Origin of the sequence: Nonomuraea sp. NPDC059023, assembly GCF_042740095.1 — a bacterium.
Lineage (GTDB): Bacteria > Actinomycetota > Actinomycetes > Streptosporangiales > Streptosporangiaceae > Nonomuraea.
The window spans coordinates 21,029-43,602 of sequence record NZ_JBHYIO010000060.1 but is presented as its reverse complement, the minus strand read 5'-3'; the positions used below and the strand labels follow the sequence as shown (position 1 = coordinate 43,602).

Below are 22,574 nucleotides of genomic sequence, written 5' to 3'. Positions count from 1 at the left end.
AGGGTGAAGGAGTACGTCGAGATTCCGCTGGCCGACGGCGAAAGCCTCATCGTGGAGAGCGTGGAGGTACGGGCCGGCACCGTCCAGGCGGGACGGCTGCGCGACGTGGCCGGCACCGCCACCGAGACGTTCGAGTCCGCCATGACCCGGCTGCGCTCGGCGGCCGACTCCGTGGTCCGGCGCATGAGCGACATGGCCCGCCCGCCGGACGAGGTCACGGTGGGGTTCGCGGTCAAGCTCGCCACCCAGGCCGGCGTCGTCATCGCCAACACCTCCGCCGAGGCCAACCTCTCCGTCACGCTCAAATGGACCGCCGGCTCCCCGGAACCCGAGGTGACCACGACCCCCGAGCCGTAGGCTGAGCGGGCACCCGGCAGGTCAGCTGCAGCAGGAGGCGGTGCCCGGCGTTGTCGCCGTCCACGTCGAGCAGGTCGAGCAGGCGTTTGACCCGGTTGGCGACGGTGTTGCGGTGCCCCCGAGCGCCGCCGCGTCGCCGGGCGCGCCCGGGTGGTCGAAGAACGCCCGGAGCGTGCGCAGGGCTTCGTCCTTACGGCGTGGGCCCAGTTCGTCGAGCGGGCCAGGAGGCGGTCGACGACGACGCGGGAGCTGTTGATGGCGTACCACTGCAGCAGCACACGGCGGAATCCCAGGTCGCGGAAGGCGAGGGGCGGTCCCGGTGGCGGGCGGTGCGCGCGGCCGCGCCGCCAGCCCGCGCCTCGGTGGCGGAGGTCTGCAGCCCTTCGAGTCCTTGGGCAGCCCTTCGAGTCCTTGGTAGGAGCCGCCGACTCCGCAGCCCGGCGATCTCCTCCTCGCTCAGCCACTCATAGCCCGCCACCGCGACCCGGAACTTGATCGTGCGGGCCATCACCGTCCGGTTCTGGCCGTCCTCGCCCGCGTCGAAGCCCGGCGGCAGATAGTGCAGGAACTTCGGCTGGGTCGGCATGTTGACCACGGTCGGCGGCACCCGGCACCACGACAGAAACTCGCCGACCGTCTCCATGATCGCGTTCGCGGTCGCTTCGCCGCGGAACCGCGCCGCCGCCCCGGGCCTGCGTGAACGCGGCGGCAACGGTCGTCCACCAGCCAGCGCATCATCGCCGCGCAGCTCCTTGATGCCCATCGCGTAGTACTCGGTTGTCCACGTGATGACTGCGTTGGTGAGGATGGTGAGGCACCAGGACTGCTCGGTCTGGTCTTGCAGGTGCGGCCGGACGATCGTGCCCTGCTGGGCGTAGTGCAGGTCGCGGCGCAGCGCGTGTAGGCTCTCGCCTTTGTTGAGTTGCCGGGAGATCTTCCGCCGGTACACCGGGTCCGACAGGTACCGGGCGGCGTGGATGGTCCTGCGGATGCGGCCCCACTCCTTGATCGCCGCCGCGAGGGTGTTCTGGCGCGAGGCGGCCGACCACTTCCCGACCACCAGGGACGCGGTCGCCTCGCCGAACTTCAGCGATCCGGCCATCCGCAGCATGTCATCGTAGGTGCCGCGGACCAGATCCTCGTTCCACCGGTCGGCCAGCAGCGGCCCGGCGTGCGGGTAGAGCGCGTTGGTGGCGGCCGGGTTGTCGACCCGAAGCATCGTGATCTTCCCCAGGTCGCGGATCCGGGGCGTCAGCGCTTTGCCGACCAGGTCGAACAGTCCGAAGTTCACCAAGGTGGCGCCATGGGTGTCGGTGGCGTGTTCGTGGATCGGCAGGTCGGTCTCGTTGCCGAGTAGCTCGTCCAGGGTGTAGTTGGCCTCGCGGGTGGTGGGGACGATCTGTTTGGTGCCGTAGGTGGACCACTGGTCGGAGACGTGCGTGTAGGTCGACAAGACGCGTCCGCCGTGGATGCTCATGTCCCGGCCGGTCAAGGACTTGCCGCGGACGGGGAAGCGCTGCCCGTCCGATGAGCTCATGGTGCCGCCCCCGAATTTCTTGGCCAGTTCCAGCTGGTAATGGTGATTGACCAGCACCGTATTGGCCTCGCGGAGCGTCTCTTCCCGCACGTACCACTCTTGGGTCCAGGCGAGAGGGTGTCGTAGGAGACGCCGCACGCCTCCGACATTCGGGTCAGCCCGAGGTTGGTGGCGCCGGCGATGAGCACCGCGAGGATGTTGCGCCGGGTTTCCACCGACAGTTTGATCTTCCGGCCGCCGGCGTGGGTGAAGCACTCCAGGAACTTCGTGCCGACGTCCAGCTCGATCAGCAGCGAGGCGATCGGCACGAACGGCAGCATCCCGGCCAGCTCCTCTCGTAGCGCCTTGGCCTCCGCTGGGATGTCCTCGGCTGACAGCGGCGGGATGACAAGCCGCCCTTCCTCATCCAGGCGGACCGCGCCGACATCGTTGGGGGATGCGTTCGCCAGCGTCTCCTCCAGTTCCTCCAAGGCCCGGTGCAGCTCCTCCTTGGCCTGCTCGATCGCATCGGAGGCGGCGGCGGCGGCGGGTTTACGGACCAGCTTGCAGAACTCCGTCCGCTTGCCCCCCCATTGCTCCGGCGTGAACAGGTAGGTGCCCGGATCGGCGTACCGGCGCGAGCCCGGCACGAACACGTCCCCGGAGCGGAGCCCGTCCCGCAGGGCGAGCACCACGCACAGCTCCCAGTAGTGCCGCAACGCTGTGTCATCGCCAGCCTTGCGCGCCTTGACCAGGTAGTCGGCGTACCGGGCCGGCACGAACGACGTCGGCGCGGCGGCCGGGACCTTGCGGCCGCCGGTTCGGTCCAACTCCTTCAACATCGTCAGCGCGGTCATCAGGTCCTGCGCGCCGGGCCCGCCCTGGAAGTCGACCACCGATAGCACCCTGGGGGTGAAGCGGCGCAGGTAGGTGTAGGAGGCCTCCAGCGCTGCCAGGCGGCCGTGGTCGCGCGGCAGCGGCTTCCAGTTGATCGCGGAGACTTCGCGGAGCTTGTCCATCCCGATCCCCTCTCGCAGGATCCCTCCGACCTGCTCATCGTCGATGCCCGGGTCGATCAGGACCGGGAGGATCACGTCCATCAGCAGCTGGCGGGCCTCGCCCTTCTTGGGGTGCCCGTAAGAATCGTGTCATGGGACCCAAACGAGGTCGTTCTCGCAGGTCCGCGAGGGGGGCGATCAGTCGCGGGCGGTCTGGAGGTCTGCGAATTCTGTGTGGGCGCGGGTAACGGCGTCGGGGTGGCGCTGGGTCTTCTCATATGCGGCGAGGGCGCGGTAGAGGCTGGCCAGGGAGGGGTTGTGGCCTTTGCGTTTGCCGGTGGGGATGATCAGGTCTTTGCGGATGGCCTCGATGGATTCGCCTGCGGCACGGCGGCGGAGCACGGTGTGGATCATGTCGTCGGTGATGACGGCGGGACGGCCGCCGTGCTTGCCTTTGCGGGCGGCGGCGTCCAGTCCTTCGAGGGTGGCTTCGCGGATGGCTTCGCGTTCGGTTTCGGCCATTGCGGCGAAGAAGGCGAACAGCATCCGGCCGGGTCCGGCCGGATCGTAGAGGCCGGCGAGGGGTCCGGCGAGCATCTCCAGGACCAGGCCGTGGGCAGTGAGGTGGTCGGCCAGGGCGGTGAGCTCTGAGGCGTCGCGGCCCAGGCGCTTCATCTCGTACACGGTGAGGATGACGCGGCAGTGCGGGGCGTGGGCTTTGATCTGCCGCGCGGTGGCCAGGGCCTTCTCGAACTCGGGGCGGACCTTGATGCGGGTGGAGATCTTTTCGCTGTAGATCTTGTCGCGGTCGATGTTGTGCGCTTCGAGGGCGTCGAGCTGGGATTGCAGTTCCTGGGTGTGGGAGGAGCAGCGGGCGTAGCCGATGCGGATGTCGGCTGACGGCCGATCTGCGTCGACGGGGGGCGGCGGTGCCGTGCCTGGGCGCCAGGGTTGGCCGGGGCCGCGGTCAGCGGGGGTGGGCACCCGCAGATGCTTGGCCAGGCGGGGCACCTTGCCGAAGCGTCCGGTGTGGTAGCTGCCGGCGATCGCGCCGGAGCGGGAGCGGCAGGGAGATCCGGCCGAGACGCCGCAGCGCGGGCAGGGGTGGCGTTCAACTTCGTCAGCGTCGCGGCCGGTGGTGTCTTCGGAGCCGGCGGGCGGGAGGTTTCCGTGCGGCTGATGAGCGTCGGCCATGCCCAGATCTTCTCACAAACATTTCTCACAACTAGTCGACCCACTCACTTGCATGAGAACGAGTTTTGAGAAGGAAGCGGCCTCCCGGATGGCTCCGCAGTCCACCTTGTTGATCTCTTCTCGCAATCGGACGTTTGCGAGAAAGGAGTTGCATCTGATTTATCGAAAACTTGTTCGGCCCAAGGGGTTGTGGCTCCAGCTAAAGCGGGGTACAACTGATCTTGTTTTGCCCGCATTCATCCCGATTGAAGGTGGTAAGTGAGCATCTCACGAAGATTACGCCGATCCCGGCTGCTCGCGATGGCGCTGGCGGTCCTCATGCCCGTCACAGCAATGGCAGCAGGCCCCGCGGCTGCGGAACCCCCCGGCTCGACTCCGATGGCGACGGCTCAACCGGCCGATCCCGGGCTGAAGGCTGCCTGGGAGAAGGCGGCCAAGTCCGGCAAGCCGGTGGAGGTTCCCGCTCGGTTCACCGAGACGATGAAGGTCTGGGCTGAGCCCGATGGCAAGAACCTCCGAGCGGAGTTGCACACCCGGCCCGTCCAGCTGAAGAACCTGGCCAGCGGCACCTGGGAGCCCATCGACACCCGCATCGTGGCCCGTGACGGCAAGCTGCAGGCCGCGCGCGTCAAGACCCCGCTGGGCTTCGGCGAACGCGGGGCCAAGAGCTTGGTGTCGGCCACCGAAGCAGAAGGCAAGATCGGCCTGGGGGTGAGCAGGGCCCTGCCGGAGCCGAAGATCTCTGGCAACACGATCACCTACCCCGACGCGATCGCGCCGGGCGCGGACCTGGTGGTGCTGGCCCTGGCCGACGGGTTCGTCTCCCAGGTGGTCTTCCGGCACAAGCCGGACAGCCCGGTGACGGTACGCCTGCCGCTCACCCTGCCCAAGGGCACCACCTTCGGCAAGAACGCCGAGGGGCTGCCGCAGCTGAAGGACGCCAAGGGCCAGCCGAAGGCGGCACCCATCGTGCTGACCGCGACGGACGCCAAGGTGGAAGCCTCCCCCGAGGAGGGCAAGACCTCCTCGGTCACCGCGAAGGTGGAGACCTCCGGCAAGTCCTCGGAGCTGGTGTTCTCCCCGGATGCGAAGTTCCTGGCCGACCCGGCGGTGACCTATCCGGTGACGATCGCGGCCGCCTCGGAATGGTTCGGCGGCGGCCGCCCTGATGATGCCTGGGTCAGCAAGAACAACCCGGGCAACAACGCCACGGCCGGATATCTGCGCGTGGGCACCACGCAGACCAGCGCCGACATCGCCCGCGTGTATCTGAAGTTCAACACCGAGGCGCCGGAGCTGGTAGGCGCCAAGGTCGTCGACGCGGACCTGTATGTGTGGAACTACAAGTCCGGCGGCCCTGGCGGCCAGCTGTGCGGTGAGATCGGATCGGGCATCGTCGCCTCCCGCATCACCTCCAGTTGGACTTCAACTGGCTTGAGCTGGAACAACCAGCCCTCCAACAACGGCACCGAGGGCGGGAGCGGCAACAAGTACGGCTACAGCGTCGACCCCGGCGCTACGGGGTGGTGCGCCAAGGAAGAGGCGCTCGTCCATCGGATCTCCGGCATGGCCCGCGCCTGGATCGAACAAGGCGTGCCCAACCACGGGCTGCTGCTGCGGGCGGTCACCGAGAGCCCGGCGATCAATTGGCGCCAGTACTACGCCAGCGAATACGGCGGAGGCAGCGATTATCCGGGCTTCCGTCACCCGCCCGCCCTCATGGTCGAATACACACCCGCTCCATCCGAGCCAATGCAGGCGTTGTATGTGCGACCGCGCAGTAGTGCCACGCCTACCCTCGATGAGATTTCGTCCCGCCTCGGCGATTCGGTGGATTTCGAGCCGGCCGACCCCGAAGCAGTGACCCCCGCTCAGCTCGAAAGCGATGCCGAGCAGTCGACGGAGGTCGTCGGCTCCCTGCTGAAGGACGCCGCTCTCCCGGAAGGCATGGCGCCGGAGGAAGTCGAAAGGTGGAGTAATCCGGACATTTGGGAGGATCCCACGCAGCCTCCGGCGCCGAAATCTGCAGTCGCCCATTGGCTGTTCGATGAGACCACTGGAACCACAGCGACCGATTCCATGTTCAACGGAAACAAAGCAATGTTGAAGAGCGGTACACGCTGGGTTCCGGGCAAGACCGGCACCGCACTGTCGAACACCCCCGCCTCCGCGCAGCCGCAGAGTGGGGCCACAGCAGCGGCAAGACATACGGCTGCGCTGCAAGCAGTCAAGCAGGGCACGCAGGTGACTGTCCCCGAAGAGACATCGGAGACCAGTATCACGTACGCCATGCCTGACGGCCGCTCGTTCACCACAGAGGTGAGTGCAGCTCCTGTGCGGGCCAGGCACGGTGACGCCTGGATTCCCATCGACACAACCCTGGCGGAGTTGGGCGGGGTGCTGAAGCCCAAAACGATCGCTGCCGGCACCTCAGTGGAGATCTCCACAGGTGGCTCTGGCCCGTTCGTCACGATGACACACACTGGCGGGCGCAGCTACGCGCTGTCCTGGCCTGCCGTGCTTCCCAAGCCGACGGTCAAGGGCAGCACGGCGACCTATGCCGACGCCGCCGGTTTGGGCGCCGACTTGGTGGTGACTGCGCTGCCGACGGGCTTCCGGCATGAGGTGGTGCTGCGTGAGCGGCCCGCCAAGCCGCTGGAGTTGCGCATCGGCGTCGACGATGACGGCCTGACCTTGACGCAGAGCAAGGCGGGCAGGCTGCAGCTCAAGACCGGCAACGGCAAGAACTGGGGGTCGCTCGCGCAGCCGACGATGTGGGATGGCAGCGCCAAGGGCGTTCAGCCGCTGGCCAAGAAGGCCAACCTCAGCGCGGACGTTGTCACCAAGGGCGGGCGCACCGAGCTCGTGCTCAAGCCCGACCACGCGTTCCTCGCCGACGCCGGCACCGTGTATCCGGTCCGGCTCGCATCGACCGCGCAGCTGCCGATCACCGGCGATGTCGGGCTGTGGAGCCTGGACACCCCAGACTTCCCGGCTTCCCCCAGCAGCCCGGTGATCTCCGCCGGCACCATGACCGGCAACGAGAAGCTTCGCACGTACCTGCGCTTCGACACCGCGGGACTGAGCGGGCAGACCGTCACCGACGCCAAGCTCTCGGTGCTGAACATCGACTCCTCCGCCTGCGGTAGCGCGGTGGGGGCCGGAATCCAGGTCCGGCGAGTGACCGGCGCCTGGGACGCCAACAACCTGCACTGGGCCAACAAGCCGACCGCCACCACCGAAGACGCGCAGCTCAACACGGCCGGCTACGGCGGCAGCTGCGCTGACGGCTACAAGCGCCTGGAGTGGAATGTCACCGGAATGACTCAGGACTGGACAGCCGGCGCCGCCAACCACGGCCTGGTCCTGCAGTCCCCGACCGAGAACAACACCAACAACTGGCGCCATCTCACCTCCTCAGAGAACACCGAGTTCACCAACCCGATCCCGACGCTGACCGTCACCACCAGCGGCCCCACCTCCAAGCCGACCGTCAGCAGCCTGGCCATCACACCGGCCCAGGACGTGGCCGGCACCACGGTCACCAGCTCGCTCACCCCGCAACTGGCCGCCACCGTCGCCGACACCATCGGCGGCAACCTCACCAGCGAGTTCGAGATCGAACACGACCCCGCCGCGCCGACCGGGCAGGGCACGGGCCAGATCTGGGCGGGTACCTCGCCTCCGGTAGCGTCCGGAAACCAGGCCGCTCTCAGCGTTGCGGCGGGCAAGCTGACCGACGGATGGAAGGTGCGCTGGCGCGCCCGAGCGGTCAATGCTGCCGCGGGCACCGCATCGGCCTGGTCAGGTTGGCAACTGGCTACCGTCGACGTCCCTGACACGCCCACCGGACCTTCCGTGAGCGCCCTTCGGGTAACCCCCTCGACCACCGTCGACGGTAAAACCACTACATCTAGCCTCACCCCGGAGCTACAGGCTCACGTTGACGATCCGGCAGGCGGAACGTTGCGAGCCGACTTCGAGGTCGAGCACGATCCCGCCGCACCCCAAGGACAGGGCACCGGGCCGATCTGGGCTGGCGTCGCCGACAACGTGACAGCTGGAACGCAAGCGTCGGTGACTGTCCCCACCGGGAAACTGACCGACGGCTGGCTGGTGCGCTGGCGCGCCCGCGCGGCTTCGACCACCGCGACCTCACCATGGTCGGACTGGCAACTGTTGACGGTTGATCCAGTAAACGCAGGCGACGAGCCGTTGGCAGCCACGGCCACGCCACTCGTCCGCACCGACGAGAGTTTCGCCATCGCCGGCTGGGTCCGTCTCGATGACCGGAACGGACGCTATGCAATCGCTGAGCAAAAGGGTGTCAGCACCGCACCCTTCCACCTGGGAGTCGACCCGACCCACGGGCTCGTATTCACCATGAAGCCATCGGACTCGGCGTCCAGTCCGGATCAGGGCGCCATCTCCGAGACGCCTCCTCCCGTGGGCGAATGGTTCCACCTGGCCGGCTCCTATGACGGAGACTCCAAAGCCCTGTCCTTGTATCTCAACGGAAACCTGATCAAGACTCAGGCAATCAACTTCCGCCCCTGGCACGCTGACGGTCCGTTCACCATCGGCACGGCCATCAAAGGCGGTATCGACGACCTTTGGGTCTTTCCCCGAACGCTCTCCGCAAGCGACGTGAGCAAGCTCCACACGCGCCCCGGGGAGACGACAAGCCCGGCATCTGTCCTGGACGCGGCCCGCGCAGCAGACGTCTCCCGCAAAATGAGAGAAGCGAAGGGCGCCAGCCCCGTGGCGGCGAACTCCTTGCCCTGGCCCACAGGAAAGTCCCACCCGCTTCGCTACACGACTGCGCAGGAATGCGACGACGACGTCGCCAAGGTGCGCCCGAAGTTCACCAGCTTCCGTAGCCGATTCTCCGGATGCTTTTCCGGACAGGTGGTCGGAGTTGATGCGGAGAAGGTGAACAACGCCCTAGTTATCAAGGGACAGCTCACCGGCGACATCACTCTCCTCGTGGACGCTGATCAGGCCAACCGCGTGATCGCGATCCGGGCGAAGTTCGACAACGTCGTCGGCACAGGGTCGCTGCTGACGACATCCGTGGGGCTGAAGCTCAAGACCAAGGGACACCCGAACAGCACGCACTGCCAACCGACACTGACAGACCCGTTCGGCCCGAACCTGCGGGAAAAGTCCCAGGCAGGCTGGAACTCCAGCCCCTTGGAGAACTGGGGGATGAGCTCAAGCGCCGTGGGGGCCGAGGGCAGAGACCTGAAGTCCACATGCCGCTTCTCCATCCTGGTCAAGATGACGCCGATCGGGAGCAAGACCAGGTACGTCAATCTCTGGACAAAGTCCGGGGTCAGCGACAAGGAGTTCCAGGCTCGATGCGACTCCGCGTCATACGTCTACGCGCCCTCCGGTTGTGTCTTCACCTACCGCAAGCCGTACATGGAGATGGGGCGAAACGACAAGAACGACAAGAACGAAACCTGGGAGGAGCAGTTCGACCACATCAAGAAGGCGCTGACCAACCCGAACAGCCCGCCCACTTACCCTGCTCTCGGCGGCCCTTCCTATCCTCACTCGGCTGGGCGGAGCAAGGACATGCCCGGCGGATCGGCGAGCAGACCGCTTCACCGCGTCGTGAGCGACCCGAACTACGACCTCAACGCAGCACAACGTGGCCGGTCGGAGGCGGTATGCCGCAGAGAAATCTCGTCGACGTGGGTCAGTGACGTCGCGTTCGATCCGCTCGCCAAGAACTGCGACGAGTATCCGTTCGCCTCCACCGACGAGGGTTCTCTCGGAGCCAACCCCGACTTCAACTTCTCGGTCCTGCTGATCAGGGCCACCCATAACCAGGCCCACGGTCGCGTCCTGGGCGCCTGGTACGGCAACAACCGCATCCTGAGGGGCGATCCGTTCTGGATCAAGCTCCAGTAGCAGCTGATCCACCAGTCGATCATAGAGTGACCTCGTCATGTTCACGCTGGATCGCACCTGGACAGCTGGATGTCACCTGACATAGCTGTCCCAGGTGGATACTCGAGGGGTGCGGGACGACTATGTCCCGCACCCCTCTTCGGGTGAAGCGCAATATCGGACCAGGGGAGTCACAGAATGGCAATCACCCACGCCGATTTCGACTGGCTCGCTCGTGGCTGGGAACTGGGTGACTCCTGGTGCCTGACATTCGTACGAGGACTCGATGAGGCGGAGGCCCTACGACGGTTGGGCGCCGCCGAGGGAAGTATCCGGCCGCTGACCTACAAGCGGATGACCGACGAGGGATTGTTCCCGCGCACGGTTCTAGCCGGACACCTGGACGGGTGGACTGTGCTCATAGAGCGGAACGGAAGCGAGGCAACAGCTCCTGACGCCGTGCGAGCATTGTCGGCCGGCACAGAACTCATTTCCGTCTTGAGGAACGACTACGCCACCGACCTGTTCGTGTATGCCGTTGACGGGGAGCGCCTGACGTCCTTCGACCCGAGGAAACCCGCATGGCGATACGGCACCGACCCGGATCGCCTACTGAACGCGATGCGGGAGGAAGGCGTCGATCCCTCATACCCGCGCCCGGAGAACGACTCCGCGCGAGATGAGGGCGGAGACGACGACATCAGCGCCGGTGCTCCGACCTTGAACGATGCACTGATGCTCGCGGCCCGGGTGACCGGCGTAGCTCTGTCCCAGAACGTATTGAACGGACCACTTATGGGAGGTGCTGTCGGCCCTCAAGGGTCAATCTCGCACACCACTCTCGATCTGTTTGCGGCAATTCAGCAAGACCCCCCTCGGGAGTAAGGGTTCGGCGAAGTACGAGGCGAAGCCGGTACAGCACGCTGCTTGGTGGTCGGTGCGATGCGGCGGTCAGCTGCTCGCCGCAGCGAGTGCGTCTCGTAGGGGTGAGGCCCCCGCCTCCTAACGGCTGGCGCGGACCACAACCGCGCCGCTGGACAGAGCACACCCGTGGAGGATGCCCGAACCGTCAATGGCGTAACTCGGGCAGTCTTCACCCGATGCGCCACTGGCCGTTCCCCTGCGCCAGGCCAGGGTTACACTCCTCCTCTCCTTGTGGTTGCCTACTGCTCGGGCTCACGCGAGTCCGCGCTGCTCAGTGCCAGCCGTTTGGCCACATCCAGGCGCACCTCGCCGTACGGCAGGACGTGCTGCCAAAACAGCGGGGTCAGGCCTCGCTGATCCTCGGTGGTGAGCTTGTCGGCCCAGGCGGGTTCTGCCAGGACGTCCTGGAGCATCAGGGTGTTGATGTAGACCAGCGCCGCCTGCAGGATGCGCAGGCACAAGACGGTCATCTCCAGCTCCTCGCGCCGGTTGGTGGCGATGTCACCGCCCTTGCCGTAGAAGATCACCGAGTTGGTGCCATTGGAGGACTCCACCACGTTCAGGCCCTCGTGGATCTCCCGCTGCAGCTCACGCAGTCGTAGATAGCGCGCCACGAAGATCGTTTTCTGGGCGCGGCCGACCTCCAGCATCGCCTGATAGGTGGGGTGGGAGGCCGAGTCGGTGAACCGGCGCAAGATCGCCTCGGTGGAGGCGGTGTTCTGCTTGATCGCCGTGGCGTATTTGATCATCTGGTCGTAGTTCTGCTCGATCAGCTCCCACTTGATCGGCCTGGTCATCGCCGGCGTCAGCCCCGGGTACAGGTCGCTTTCACCGCTCTCGACGCGGTAGAGCTTGACCTTGTTGATCTGTTTGATCCGCGGCAGCAGGTCGAAGCCCAGGAGCCTGGTCACCCCGAAACCGATTTCGGACTGGCCATGCGAATCGACGTAGTTGCCCTCCACCTTCATGGTGGTGCCGTGGCGGACCGCGCCTTCCACCATGGCGTGTACCTCCGAGGCCGAGGCGCGCAGCGTCTGGGAGTGCACGACCATCGAGCCGCGCTCGACGTGCCAGTAGATCAAGATCCCGCGGCCCCCATAGCGGGAGTGCCACTCGGTGAAAATATTCTGATCGTAGGCTCGCACGTGCGTGGAGTCGGAGGCCACTGTGGTCGTGCCCTGCCCCCACAGGCTCACATCACGTACCGCGAAGGTGGCGTTGGCGATGGCCACCGCGATGTCGCGGGCGATCTGCGGCGTCAGGTAGCGGCGCCGCACGTAGCGGATGTCGTCCTCGCCGTGGTCGTGTCCGCCGCCGGAGGCCACCGATCGGATCCCCGCGTTGGTGCCGTAGCCGTAGATCGCGAGCATCAGCCGTTCGGCCAGCACCTCGGGCTGGAGGCTGGAGGTGCCGGCGACCGAGGTGGCCGCCTTCAGGCAGCCGGTCCGCAGCACCGCCTCCTTGAGCATGTCGATGAGCGGGACTGTGCCCCAGCGCCTGCCCACCTCTGCCTTGATCTTGCGCAGGTTGCGAGGCTCCGGTGCCGCGTCCAGCTTGGTCAGCTTGATCGCCCCGGACTTGCGCTCGGAGATCTCCACCCAGTCCAGCGTCGGCAGCGCGACGTTCAGCGCTTTCAGCTCGGAGCGCATCTCGGCCTTCAACTGCGCGACGAAGTCCTTCGGGTCCAGGGGTTTGCGCAGCTCGGCGTAGTTTTCCGCGCGCTTGGCGACGAAGTCCTTGGGCAGGTCCTCCTCCGGGTCGCGGAAGGAGTGGGCGCCCACCACCCAGATCTCCTTGCAGCGCAGCGCCTCGCGCAGTGCCTGGAAGGTGACGATCTCATACACCATCCGCACCACCCGCCGCCGGCCGCGTTTGTTGGTCTTGAACACCAGGTCCTCCCACTCCCCGGCGGTGCCGCGATGCTCGGGAATGCTCTCCCCGCGCGGGTAGTAGGTGGTGTTGCCCGCCTTGGCATAGCGGCGGATCAGCTCCACAGCGCGGATGACCGGCTGGTAGGCGGTGTTACCGCAGCGGAACTCCAGCGTCTCCAGCAGCGCGATCAGGCCCCGGCGATAGTGCTTGGTGTAGGAGGCGCGCAATGTGGTCTGCACCGTGGTGCGATAGACCGGGCCCTTGGTCTTGAACTCGTGCACCAGATCGCGCAGCGTCTGCTCACCGCCACTGACCGCCGGAAAGATCACCTCCCGGACCGCCTCATCCGGCTGGCCGAGCGCGGCATCGGCCACCTTGAACAAGATGTTCTCCTTGCCGGTCACCCGCTTGAAGGCGTTGATGAGCTCCTTGGTCACCTTGCTGTCGGCCCGCGCCTTGATCCGGTGCACTGTGGCGATGAGCAGCTCCACCAGCGTGTCGGTGATTTCCCGCTCCCGCTCGTGCACCAGCGCCGCCAGCAGCAGCACCGCCAGTTCCGGCGGGTGGGTGCGCATATGCGACGGTGCTTCCACCGCCGCCCGCGCCCGCCAGGCTGTCAGCACCTTGGGCGCCACATCGGCGAACAAGCCCGGCGGCAGCCCGATGGACCGCACCGCCTCCAGCTTGCGGATCTCGGTCATCATCGACTCCAGGCCCACATTGCCCGGCGCCGACTTGATGAACGCCAACAGCGAGAAACCCTCCTCCTCCTCGTCTTCGTCGGTAGTTTCCGGCCCGATCTCCTCCACCGTCGGCTCGTCGGCCTCGGCCAGCTCTTCGCCCGCCGGACCAGTGTTCTGCTCCGGGTCCGTCTCCTCATCAAAGGTGATGTCGGCCAACGCGCAAATCCGCTCGGTGCCCTCCGGGCCCAGCCGGGCCAGAACCCGCACCGACCAGGTGACCTCCGCCTGGTGCAAGGCCGAGTTCACGATCCGCGTGATGCGGCCGGGCGTGGGTGGCTCGAGTTTCTCCTCACGCAGATGCTTCAGCAGCTCCTCCCGGACCCGCTCGGGCCGCCGTTCGGCGTGCGCCACGTTCTCCGCCAGCCATATGGCGGCCTTGAGGGCATCGGCGGTCGTGCACTTTCCGAAGCCCAGGTGCTTGCGGATCTGACCACGGTGGTAGTCCATCGTCGAGCCGGTCCACTCATAGAAGCCGAGCTCCGATGCGGGTACTTTGACCTGCTTGGCGACGTGCTCGACTACCTCGTCCGGCAGTTCGGAGCGGCCCCGGGGGAAGCGGCCGTAACGGGTATAGAACTTCAGCAAGATCGCGAACCCGAGTCGAGTGGCGCCGCGCTTGCCGGCGATCAGCTCGCGTTCCTCATCCAGCACCGTCCAGTGCTCGACCACCTCGTCGATGTGTATCGGGGGGCGTGTCATGACCGCCCAGCATCAACACCGCAGGTCACAGAACAAGATCAACACGGTTTGGGTCCCATGACACGATTCTTACGGGCACCCCTTCTTGGCCCGCTCCGCGAGGGCCTCGTCGGTCTTGCTCTTGGCGTGGGACTCACGCGCCGACACTGCCTGGTCGAACAGGGCGATGACCTCATCCAGCTGGTCGACCGCGGACTGCGCGACCATCGAGAGCAGGATCGGGTAGCGACGCTCCTGGCGGCGTTGCAGGCCCTGCACCGTAGAACGGCGGGCCACCGTGGCCAGGAACCGGCGCCGCTCCCGGGGCAGCATCGACAGGTCCAGCTGGTGAGCGTCCATCGCCCGCAGGTACAACAGCTTGTCGAGCGACACCCCGATCGCCGTGACGCTCGCCTCAACCGCGGGCGTCGTCAACCACCGCAACCGGGACATCCCGATCTCCGGATCCTCCACCAGCAGCCGGTCCAAGTCGGCCCGCATCGACCCGGTGAGCAGGTGCCCGACCTTCTGCGTGGTCAACTTCCCCGCCGCCGCGCGGGCCGCGGTCACCAGCTCCATCAGCGTGACCGCGCCGGGCCGGACCACCTGGGCAGACTGCAGGTGCTCGACCGCCTGCTGGAACAGCAGGCTCGGGGTGTCGTGTTCCATCGCCCGGTCCAGGAGGAACTGCTCCAGCTCTTTCCACTGGATGCTGCCCGGCTTCGGGTTCTTCCACGTCAGGTACTTCAGAACCGCCTTCAGATGATCACTGCGGGTCTGGGGCCGCTTCCGCGTCGCCCGGTCATAGACCTCGAGCATTCCGGGGAACACCGCGATCTGGTTCGCCAGGCGCAGCAGCGCCGCCTGCGGGATCTCAAGGAGGTTGTCAGGGATGTAACCGAGCCACGGCAGCGTGCACAGCTGGACAGCAAGCCCCAGCCGTGCCTCCGGACCCCGGCCGGGTGCGTCCAGGAACCCATGCTCGCGCGACGTCAACGTGAAGTACTTGTTCAGCTCCTCGCGTCCGATGTCCGGGAACGACCGCAGACGCTCCAACTGCTCATCCGACAGGAACCGCGTCGACATCAACCACCCCGGACGTCACAGAACACACGAACCATGACGAACCGTAGACGAGAAGATCAAAAACCGTCCTGTAAACCTGAATATCTGCAGGTCAGCGATAAATCCATTGGATTTCCGCTGTTTGCTACGGACACCCCCTACACCCGGACATACGAACACACTCCTGCTCTTCGACGCCGAAAAGCGGAACCTCGTGCGGCGGGGGAGTGGCGTCCGACCTCGCAACGGGGGTATGCGGGCCGGGCGCCTTTTACGACGTAGACTCACAGGATCTCCCCCCATGGCGGGACACAGATGAGCTGTGATCTGCCGTAGGTAACGGTTTGCCGCAGCCCTGAGACATGCCCACCCTGGGCCCGTCATCGTGAAGAGATGGCCGTTCCTCCTGAAGGCGCCTCCGATACGCCCCTCAGTCCTGCTGCGCCCGATACTTCGACATCCGGGCCGTTGCCGGAGGGCGGCCGCTCGGCGGCTATCGGTGGAGACAATTCCGGGATCATCGTCACAGGCGATGTGAACCTGCTTCTGACCACACCGGCTCCGGCTCCGGCGTTGGCGGGGTTGCCGGCCCCGCCAGCGGATTTCACTGGCCGTGAGACCGCCCTGGGTCAGCTCCTGGAGTCTTTGCATCCCGCCCGGGACGCCGCCACGGTTGGCACGGATGGGGCGGTGACGGCGTCTGTCGTGGCGGGGATGGCGGGCGTGGGGAAGACCGCGCTGGCCCTGGTCGCCGCTCACCGCGCCCTGGAGGCGGGCTGGTTCGCAGGCGGGGTGTTCTTCTGTGATCTGCACGGTTACACCCCGGGCCAGGACGTTGTAGAGGCGGACGCAGTGGCAGGACAGGTGCTGCGCGCGATGGGGCTGCGGCCGGAGCAGTTACCGACGGCAGGCGATGAGGTGCTGGCGGTGTATCGGTCGAGGTTGGCCGAGCACGCCCGGGAGGGCCGGGGTGTGCTGGTAGTAGCCGACAACATCGCTGCCGCCAGTCAGGTACAGGCGCTGATTCCTGCTCAGGACTGCCATCGGCTGCTGGTCACCTCCCGCAACACCCTGCCCTTGGCCGGCCGCCAGTTCGATCTTGACGTCCTGGCCGAAACCGAGGCGGTCGAGCTGCTGCGTCGGGCACTGGCGGTACGTCGAGCCGACGTGCGGGTGGACGCCGAACCGGACGCAGCCGTTGAGGTGGCGCGGTGGTGCGGACGCCTGCCGCTGGCGGTGCAGATCATCGCCGCGCTGCTGGCTGTCGAACCGGACCGTCCCCTGGCGGCGATGGCCGCCGAGCTCGCCGAGACGCGCGAACGGTTGGACGTGCTGCACATCGACGGTCAAGGAGCGGACCGGCCGTGGGCCGTGCGCGCCGCCTTCGATCTGTGCTATCACCGGCTGGCCGATCGCCATCCGGCGCGGGCCCGGCTGTTTCGGCTGATGGCGTTGGTGCCCGGAGTCGATGCCTCCACCACAGCCGCCACGGTTCTTGACGGCCGGCCGGAAGCGGTAGTGCGGCGTGATCTACGTGAGCTCGCGCTCGCGCACCTGATCGCTCGCGTCCCTGCGCAGCGGTGGGCGATGCACGACCTGATGCGGTTGTACGCAGGCGAGCAGGCGAATCGGCATGCCGATCAGGATGAGTCGCTGAAGGCGGTGTGGCGGCTGCTAGGGAGCTACCTCCAGTTGATGGCTGCGGGCGATGCCCAACTGGCCGCGGTCGACGGGCAGACTACCGAGGATGGGTTCGCTGATCGGGCCGCGGCGCTGGCCTGGTTCGACGCCGAGCATGCCAGCCTCGTGGCCTCGGTCGGCGTCGCTCACCGAGCCGGCCTGCACGCCGAGGCCGACTGCCTCGTTGGATATCTATCGTGGCGGCGCCACCTACATGACCTGCTTGCTGTCTGCTCCATCGCCGTGACCTGCACGCGGGAGACAGGTGATCGGGAAGGCGAGGGGCGGGCGATAGGCAACCTCGCCACGGCGTTACGCCAGGCGCGCCGACTCGAGGAGGCGATCGCCATGCATTCGCAGGCCGTCCACCTCTTCCAGCAGCTCGGAGACCGGCACCGGGAAGCCGAAGCCCTGGGCAACCTGGGCAACACCCTGAGGGAAGCACAGCGAGCCGGCGAGGCGATCAGCATCCACATACAGGCTGCCAAGATCTTCATCGCGTCCGGCGATCGGCATAGCGAAGCAAAGGCGCTGAACAACCTCGGTATCGCCGTGCAGGACGTCCATGAATGGGGGAAGGCAATCCTGTTCCATACCAAAGCAGCCGACATCTTCCGAGAGCTCGGCGACCAGCGCGGCCAGAGCATAGCGCTGAGCAACCTCGGCGCCGCGCTGCAGCGCGTGGGGCGCTACGAAGAGGCGATCACCAGGTACGAGCGAAATCTGACCATCTGTCGTGAGCTGGATGATCAATACGGTGAAGGCGCGACATCGAACAACCTCGGCCTCGCGCTGCAGTCAGCGCGACGGTTGGCCGAGGCGATCACCGCGCATGAACAGGCCGCCGCCATCTTTCAAGCGATAGGTGACGAGCACAGCCTGGATATCGCCAGGCGGAATCTGGCGAACGCCCGGCGACTGCGGGATGGTGGTTGATCGACCACCCTGCCTGCGGCGCGCGACGCAAGGATCACCCGGAGCTGACCCCGGCCTGTCGCCCCCGGGCGATCCCACCCGCTACCGCCCGGGGCTGACCAGCCGATCGTCCCTCAGGGGGTTCCGGTAGCAATGGCAGAAAAAGATCCAACGGATATACCCTGACCTGCGACGATGGTCAGGACGCTCTGGAATCACCACAGGTCAGCGATAGATCCGTTGGATTTCCGCTGTTTGCTACGGGGACTCCCTCAGCGCCAGAAGCGCGTAACAGCCGGGTCAGGATTGGGCTGGTCACTGCGGCGCCTGCGCGAGGATGGCGGTGGTGTGGGCGTAGACCTGCTGCCCGAAGGCGGGGTCGCGGGAGGCATCGGATGACGTGTCGAGTTCTGCGGCGCTGTAGTAGCCGCCGGTCGCGCCGTCCCATGCAGAGTCGCTGGCCAGTCGAATGCTAGTGCGTGCGCCCTTCTCCGGGCCGGCCAAGAACGCCTTCCCCACTATCTGAACCATCTTGAGGACGCCGCCGGCGTTGCGCCCGAACGCAGTCGCGACGCTGCCGGGATTTGCGGCGTTGACGGTCACTCCACTACCGGCAAGTTCCCTGGCCAGGGCATAGGTATAGGCAAGGTTGACCAGCTTGGAGTCGCTGTATGCCTGGAGCTGGCTGAATTCAGTGGGATAGGTCCAGTCCTGCAGTTTCGGGTTCCCGCGCTTCTCCAGCGTCGAGGACAGGTTGACCACGCGCGAAGGCCGTCCTGTCACGGAGGCCCCGTTGCGCAGAGTGTCCAGCAGCGCCGAAGTGAGAGCTGCGGCTGCCAGGTGGTTGACGGCCAGCGTCCGTTCCACCCCGTCGGGGGACAACGCGCGTTGGGAGAACGCCGCGCCCGCGTTGTTCACCAGCACGTGCAGGCCCTCCGGGGTCGCCTGCAGCACCTGCTCGACGAGATCCCGCACACCCGCCAGCGACCCGAGGTCACCCGACACCGGCACGAACCGTCCCCCGCCAGCTCCAAGTTCTCGGGCAACCGCAGCGGCCCGCGCCTGGTCGCGCGCGTGGGCCAAGACGACCGCCCCGGCCTGACCCAGGGCCGCCGCAGTTGCCCGACCGATCCCGCTGGTCGTCCCCGTCACCAGGACGGTCCGCCCGTCCATCGTCCAAATCCCTGTCGACGCCCGACCTGCCATTTGCCGCCTCCTTCATAGATACTGAACCCCGACAGTACATTAATTACTGAACATATACAGCATTTCCCTCGTGAGGAGTCGGGCGTGGATTCAGCAGCACACACAGAGGGTCCCGATGAGGCCGCGAATGGCGCGGCGCTCGCGGAGAGCCTCTTCACGGCGGTCCATAAATTGCGGCAGAGGGCCAGTAGGCAGCTGTTCAACGAGCAGGTCACCTACGAACGGCTCCGACTGCTGACGTTTCTCCGCGATGACGGCGACCTCACCATGACTGAGATGAGTCGTCGACTCGGTGTGACTCCCCGGGCCGTGACCACCCTTGCGGTATGCCTGGAGTCCGCAGGCATGCTGACCCGACAAGCCCACACCCGAGACAAGCGCTCTATCGTCCTACACATCACCGATACCGGACGTCTGGCCGCCGACCGCCTCTGGGACGATCACCGCGACGCAATGGCCGCCGTCGTCGACAAGCTCACCGACGACCAGAAGACCGCACTTCGCGACATCCTTGACGCTCTCGACACCTGAAAACTGGATCAGGCACACTTTCCGTGATTCGGGCCCAGTCGCCCCCGTGGCGGGGGGACATTGCTGGTCGTATTCGCCGCCAGCTGAAGATGCTGGCCGATCGACTGCCACTCGTCATCGGTGAGATCGCCACGTGCCACCAGGAAGGTCTACTGGATCACCCCGATTGTGATCCGAACTCAGAACACGGCCTGGTGCTGACCCACACCACCGCCCTCGGCGTGCTCGCGCTTCCCGGAGCGGCACAGGCGGTGGCCGGGGTGGGCGCCGGGTTCGGCATCGGCGTGGTGACCGCGATCATGGGGGTAGCCGGCGGCCAAGTGCTGATCTCCCGTGGGGTGAGATCGGCGGTGGGGGAGGGGCTCATATGGTTCTCCATGATCAACAATCCGAGTAGCGATAAGGCAGATCATCGCTGCTCAGCCGCCGACAGGCATCGCCCACGCCGAATCCGCGCAGCGCAACAGCCTCCCCTGGGCCTGTCGGTGATCACGCTACTGACGGGTGATGAGAATCCCGCTGACATCAAGTGAGAACTCTCAGCTGGTCAGATCGATGCAGGGGCGCGCAGGGGCGGCCATAGCGATTACTTGCGGGAATTCTCCATTCCCGCAAGTTGCCCTGGCGGCTCGCGGCGCAACGGATCTGAATTACTTATTTTTATTTTCTGGAAAATCGAAAATGCTAGAGTGCTTCTGTGAGCGGGGAAACGGGCGTGGTGACGCCTTGTAAGCACTGTGGGACGCCGATTGAGCAGCGGGCGGGGCGGGGGCGGCCCAAGGCGTACTGTCCTGAGGGGGATTGTCAGGCGGCGGCCAAGCGGGAGCGGGAACTGCGGCGGGCCACGCCTGGGCTTGAAGGGGCGTTGGCCAGGGCTGAGCAGTTGTATGACCGGATGGAGACCGGGCTGGCGGCGGCTGTTGAGCCGTTGGCTCGGGCGTTGTCCCAGGAGCTCAGTCCTGCTGGGGTTGAGGCCAAGCTGAGTGCGGTTCAGGCTGAGGCGCATACGCGGGTGGCGATCGCGCGTACGGAGCGGGAACAGGCCTTTGAGCAGGTACGGCTGGCCCGCGAAGCCGTCGAGGAAGCGCAGCGGGAGACCGAGCGGATGCGGGGGCGGGTGGGCGAGGCCGAAGCGGAGCGGGATGCCGCGCTCGGTGATGCCGAGCAGGCCAGAGAGCAGGCGCTGGCGGCGTTGCGGGAGGCGGCTTCCACGGAACGGCAGGCCAAGCAGCGGGCCGATGAGGCCGTGCGGCAGGCCAAGGAGCTGGCGGACGGGGCGGCTCGGCGGGCTGAGGAGGTGGCCGAGGAAGCTGCTCGGCGGGTTGAGGCGGCCGAACTTGCCCGGGAGGAGCTGGCTGGGCGGGTTGAGGCGGCTCTTGGGCAGGTTTCGGTGGCGGAGGCGCGGGCCGTACAGGCTGAGCAGGAAGCTGAGCGGGAACGGGGGAGTGCGGAGGCGGCGGCGGTTGCGCGGCGGGAGGCTGAGCGGGGGCGGGAGGAAGCCGAGCGGGACGTCGCGGCGGCCGGGGCGCGGGCCGAGGCGGCGGTGCAGGAGCGGGAGCGGGCGGGCGCGCGGGCTGATGCCGCGGAGGAAGGTCGGCGGCTTGCGGTCGCGGAGCTCTCCAAGGCGGAGGCTGCCCGGGATGAGGCGTGGGTACGGCTGGCCGAGGCGCGGGACGCCCGGGACGCGGCTCGGGCGGAGTTGGGCGAGGTCGAGGCTCGGGTGGCCGCCGACAGTGGCCCCGAGCTGGACGAAGTACGGGCTGAGCTGGACAGGACGCGGGCCGAGCTGGATCGGGTCAGGGGAGAGTCGCTGGTGGATCGGGCTCGGCTGGAGGATCTGCGGGCCGAGCTGGAGACGGTCAGGGCGGAGGCGGCCCAGTTGCGGGAGCGGGCGGTCGTCGCGGAGCTAAGGGGCGGTGGGGCCGGACGGTGACGGGCACTCAGGTCAAAGCACGGTGGAGGGGCGCTCGGGTCAAAGGACGGTGGAGGGCGCTCGGGTCAAGGGGTGGTGAGGGCGGTGCGCTGGGCTGGGGTGAGGCGGTCTGGGCGGGTGGTGACCGAGTAGGCGCCGGTGGACGCATGCAGCACGGTCAGAGGGTCGGCGATGGCCGGGCGTTGGATGAGGGCGTTCAGGCCGTCGGCGACGCGTTCGCGGGGGAGTGCCAGTGCGGTGGCGAGTTCGCCCACCGTGAGGGGCCGGGCGGCGTGGACCAGGGCGGCGAGTACCGTCAGCGCGTTGTGCACGGCCGGTTCGGTCAGGACGGTGCTGGACATCTCCTCGCTGATCCAGGTGAAGAAACGGCCCATACGCGCCAGCCGGACTCCGGCCGCCGTGTCGGCGCCCAGGATCTCGATGCCGTCTCGCGTCGCCTCGGCGACCTTGTCGTGGGCGCGCGTGTCGGCCGTCCAGGCGCGTAGCCACGAGTCCTCGTGGACGATGTAGCGTTCGCGGCGGCCGCCGGGGTCGGGTTCGCGGCCGACCAGCCCCAGGGGATGGAGGTAGGCGATCGCCTTGGAGACCGACGCGGGGCTGACCCGCAGGCGCGCCGCCAGCTCGGCCGCGGTCAGGCTGCCCGACTCGGTGGTGAGCAGGCAGACGAAGACCCGGGACGGCATGCGGGGCAGGCCGGTCCCGGACATGAGCGCGGCGAGCCGTTCCGCGAAGTCGTGGGTCACGGTCGGTGACACCGTCCGGTACGGCCGGCGCCGCCCCGCCCGCCGCCCGGTGGCCTGCTGGGCGTGGTCGGCCAGGTAACCGCCGGGCCCGCCGTTGCGCGCGACCTCGCGGCTGACGGTCGAGGTCGGCCGGCCGAGCCGCCTGGCGATCTCGGCGTATCCGAGACCTTCGGCGACGCAGGCGGCGATCTGCCGGCGTTCGTCGTGGGTCAGCCTGCCTCCGGGCATCGGTGCGCCTCCTGGGTGCGTTTGTCGACAAGTCATTGCAACACTCGTTGCGTTTCCCGTCAATACCATTGCAATTATCAGGGCAAAAGCCGC

General features: G+C 66.9%; 14 protein-coding genes and 1 pseudogene. 7 read left to right on the top strand and 8 right to left on the bottom strand.

The genetic code is table 11. From position 1 onward, the window contains the following. Positions 1–3 precede the first annotated feature (3 nt). Positions 4–357 (top strand): CU044_2847 family protein, encoded by a 354-nt coding sequence (locus ACFWYW_RS53975; RefSeq protein ID WP_379625495.1) that lies wholly within the window; start codon positions 4–6, stop codon positions 355–357. On the opposite strand, the pseudogene ACFWYW_RS53970 reads toward ACFWYW_RS53975, so the two are convergent. The 4 genes and pseudogenes from ACFWYW_RS53970 to ACFWYW_RS53955 form a co-directional block, all read right to left on the bottom strand. Then, positions 302–460, bottom strand: a pseudogene (locus tag ACFWYW_RS53970) (hypothetical protein); the annotation flags it as partial. The gene ACFWYW_RS53975 and the pseudogene ACFWYW_RS53970 sit on opposite strands and share 56 nt — an antisense overlap. 87 nt (positions 461–547) lie before the next feature. Then, a complete protein-coding gene (locus tag ACFWYW_RS53965; protein WP_379625493.1) occupies positions 548–1,984 on the bottom strand; it encodes a Tn3 family transposase in 1,437 nt (478 codons plus the stop codon). After that, a complete protein-coding gene (locus tag ACFWYW_RS53960; protein ID WP_379625489.1) occupies positions 1,891–2,973 on the bottom strand; it encodes a Tn3 family transposase in 1,083 nt (360 codons plus the stop codon). Before ACFWYW_RS53960 ends, ACFWYW_RS53965 begins: the two co-directional genes overlap by 94 nt. Before the next feature lie 96 nt (positions 2,974–3,069). Further along, complete coding sequence (locus ACFWYW_RS53955) at positions 3,070–4,065, bottom strand: recombinase family protein (protein WP_379625487.1); 996 nt, start codon at positions 4,063–4,065, stop codon at positions 3,070–3,072. Between the two features lie 258 nt (positions 4,066–4,323). Here ACFWYW_RS53955 and ACFWYW_RS53950 point away from each other — a divergent pair, with 258 nt between their 5' ends. Continuing rightward, positions 4,324–9,984, top strand: a complete 5,661-nt coding sequence (locus ACFWYW_RS53950; RefSeq protein WP_379625485.1) for a DNRLRE domain-containing protein — start codon at positions 4,324–4,326, stop codon at positions 9,982–9,984. A gap of 177 nt (positions 9,985–10,161) precedes the next feature. Further along, positions 10,162–10,848: a DUF6461 domain-containing protein gene (locus ACFWYW_RS53945; RefSeq protein WP_379625244.1), complete on the top strand. Its 687-nt coding sequence runs from the start codon at positions 10,162–10,164 to the stop codon at positions 10,846–10,848. A 278-nt stretch (positions 10,849–11,126) separates the two neighbouring features. Here ACFWYW_RS53945 and ACFWYW_RS53940 read toward each other — a convergent pair whose 3' ends face one another. Together ACFWYW_RS53940 and ACFWYW_RS53935 are read right to left on the bottom strand one after the other, a co-directional pair. Next, positions 11,127–14,201: a Tn3 family transposase gene (locus tag ACFWYW_RS53940; protein WP_379625242.1), complete on the bottom strand. Its 3,075-nt coding sequence runs from the start codon at positions 14,199–14,201 to the stop codon at positions 11,127–11,129. A gap of 69 nt (positions 14,202–14,270) precedes the next feature. Further along, entirely contained in the window at positions 14,271–15,266 is a 996-nt protein-coding gene (locus ACFWYW_RS53935; RefSeq protein WP_379625239.1) for a DUF4158 domain-containing protein, read from the bottom strand. Between the two features lie 372 nt (positions 15,267–15,638). On the opposite strand from ACFWYW_RS53935, the gene ACFWYW_RS53930 reads away from it, so the two are divergent. Continuing rightward, positions 15,639–17,861, top strand: coding sequence for a tetratricopeptide repeat protein (locus ACFWYW_RS53930; RefSeq protein WP_379625237.1), 2,223 nt, complete (start codon positions 15,639–15,641; stop codon positions 17,859–17,861). A gap of 294 nt (positions 17,862–18,155) precedes the next feature. Here ACFWYW_RS53930 and ACFWYW_RS53925 read toward each other — a convergent pair whose 3' ends face one another. After that, positions 18,156–19,013, bottom strand: a complete 858-nt coding sequence (locus ACFWYW_RS53925) for an SDR family NAD(P)-dependent oxidoreductase (RefSeq protein ID WP_379625235.1) — start codon at positions 19,011–19,013, stop codon at positions 18,156–18,158. Positions 19,014–19,130: 117 nt separating this feature from the next. On the opposite strand from ACFWYW_RS53925, the gene ACFWYW_RS53920 reads away from it, so the two are divergent. From ACFWYW_RS53920 to ACFWYW_RS53910, 3 genes are all read left to right on the top strand, one after another. After that, complete coding sequence (locus ACFWYW_RS53920; protein ID WP_379625233.1) at positions 19,131–19,577, top strand: MarR family winged helix-turn-helix transcriptional regulator; 447 nt, start codon at positions 19,131–19,133, stop codon at positions 19,575–19,577. A gap of 23 nt (positions 19,578–19,600) precedes the next feature. Then, entirely contained in the window at positions 19,601–20,110 is a 510-nt protein-coding gene (locus tag ACFWYW_RS53915; protein WP_379641373.1) for a hypothetical protein, read from the top strand. A 479-nt stretch (positions 20,111–20,589) separates the two neighbouring features. Next, complete coding sequence (locus ACFWYW_RS53910) at positions 20,590–21,510, top strand: hypothetical protein (RefSeq protein WP_379625229.1); 921 nt, start codon at positions 20,590–20,592, stop codon at positions 21,508–21,510. Positions 21,511–21,575: 65 nt separating this feature from the next. Here ACFWYW_RS53910 and ACFWYW_RS53905 read toward each other — a convergent pair whose 3' ends face one another. Next, positions 21,576–22,481 carry a MarR family transcriptional regulator gene (locus ACFWYW_RS53905; RefSeq protein ID WP_379625227.1) on the bottom strand — a complete coding sequence of 302 codons (906 nt, stop codon included), beginning with the start codon at positions 22,479–22,481 and terminating at the stop codon, positions 21,576–21,578. Positions 22,482–22,574 lie beyond the last annotated feature (93 nt).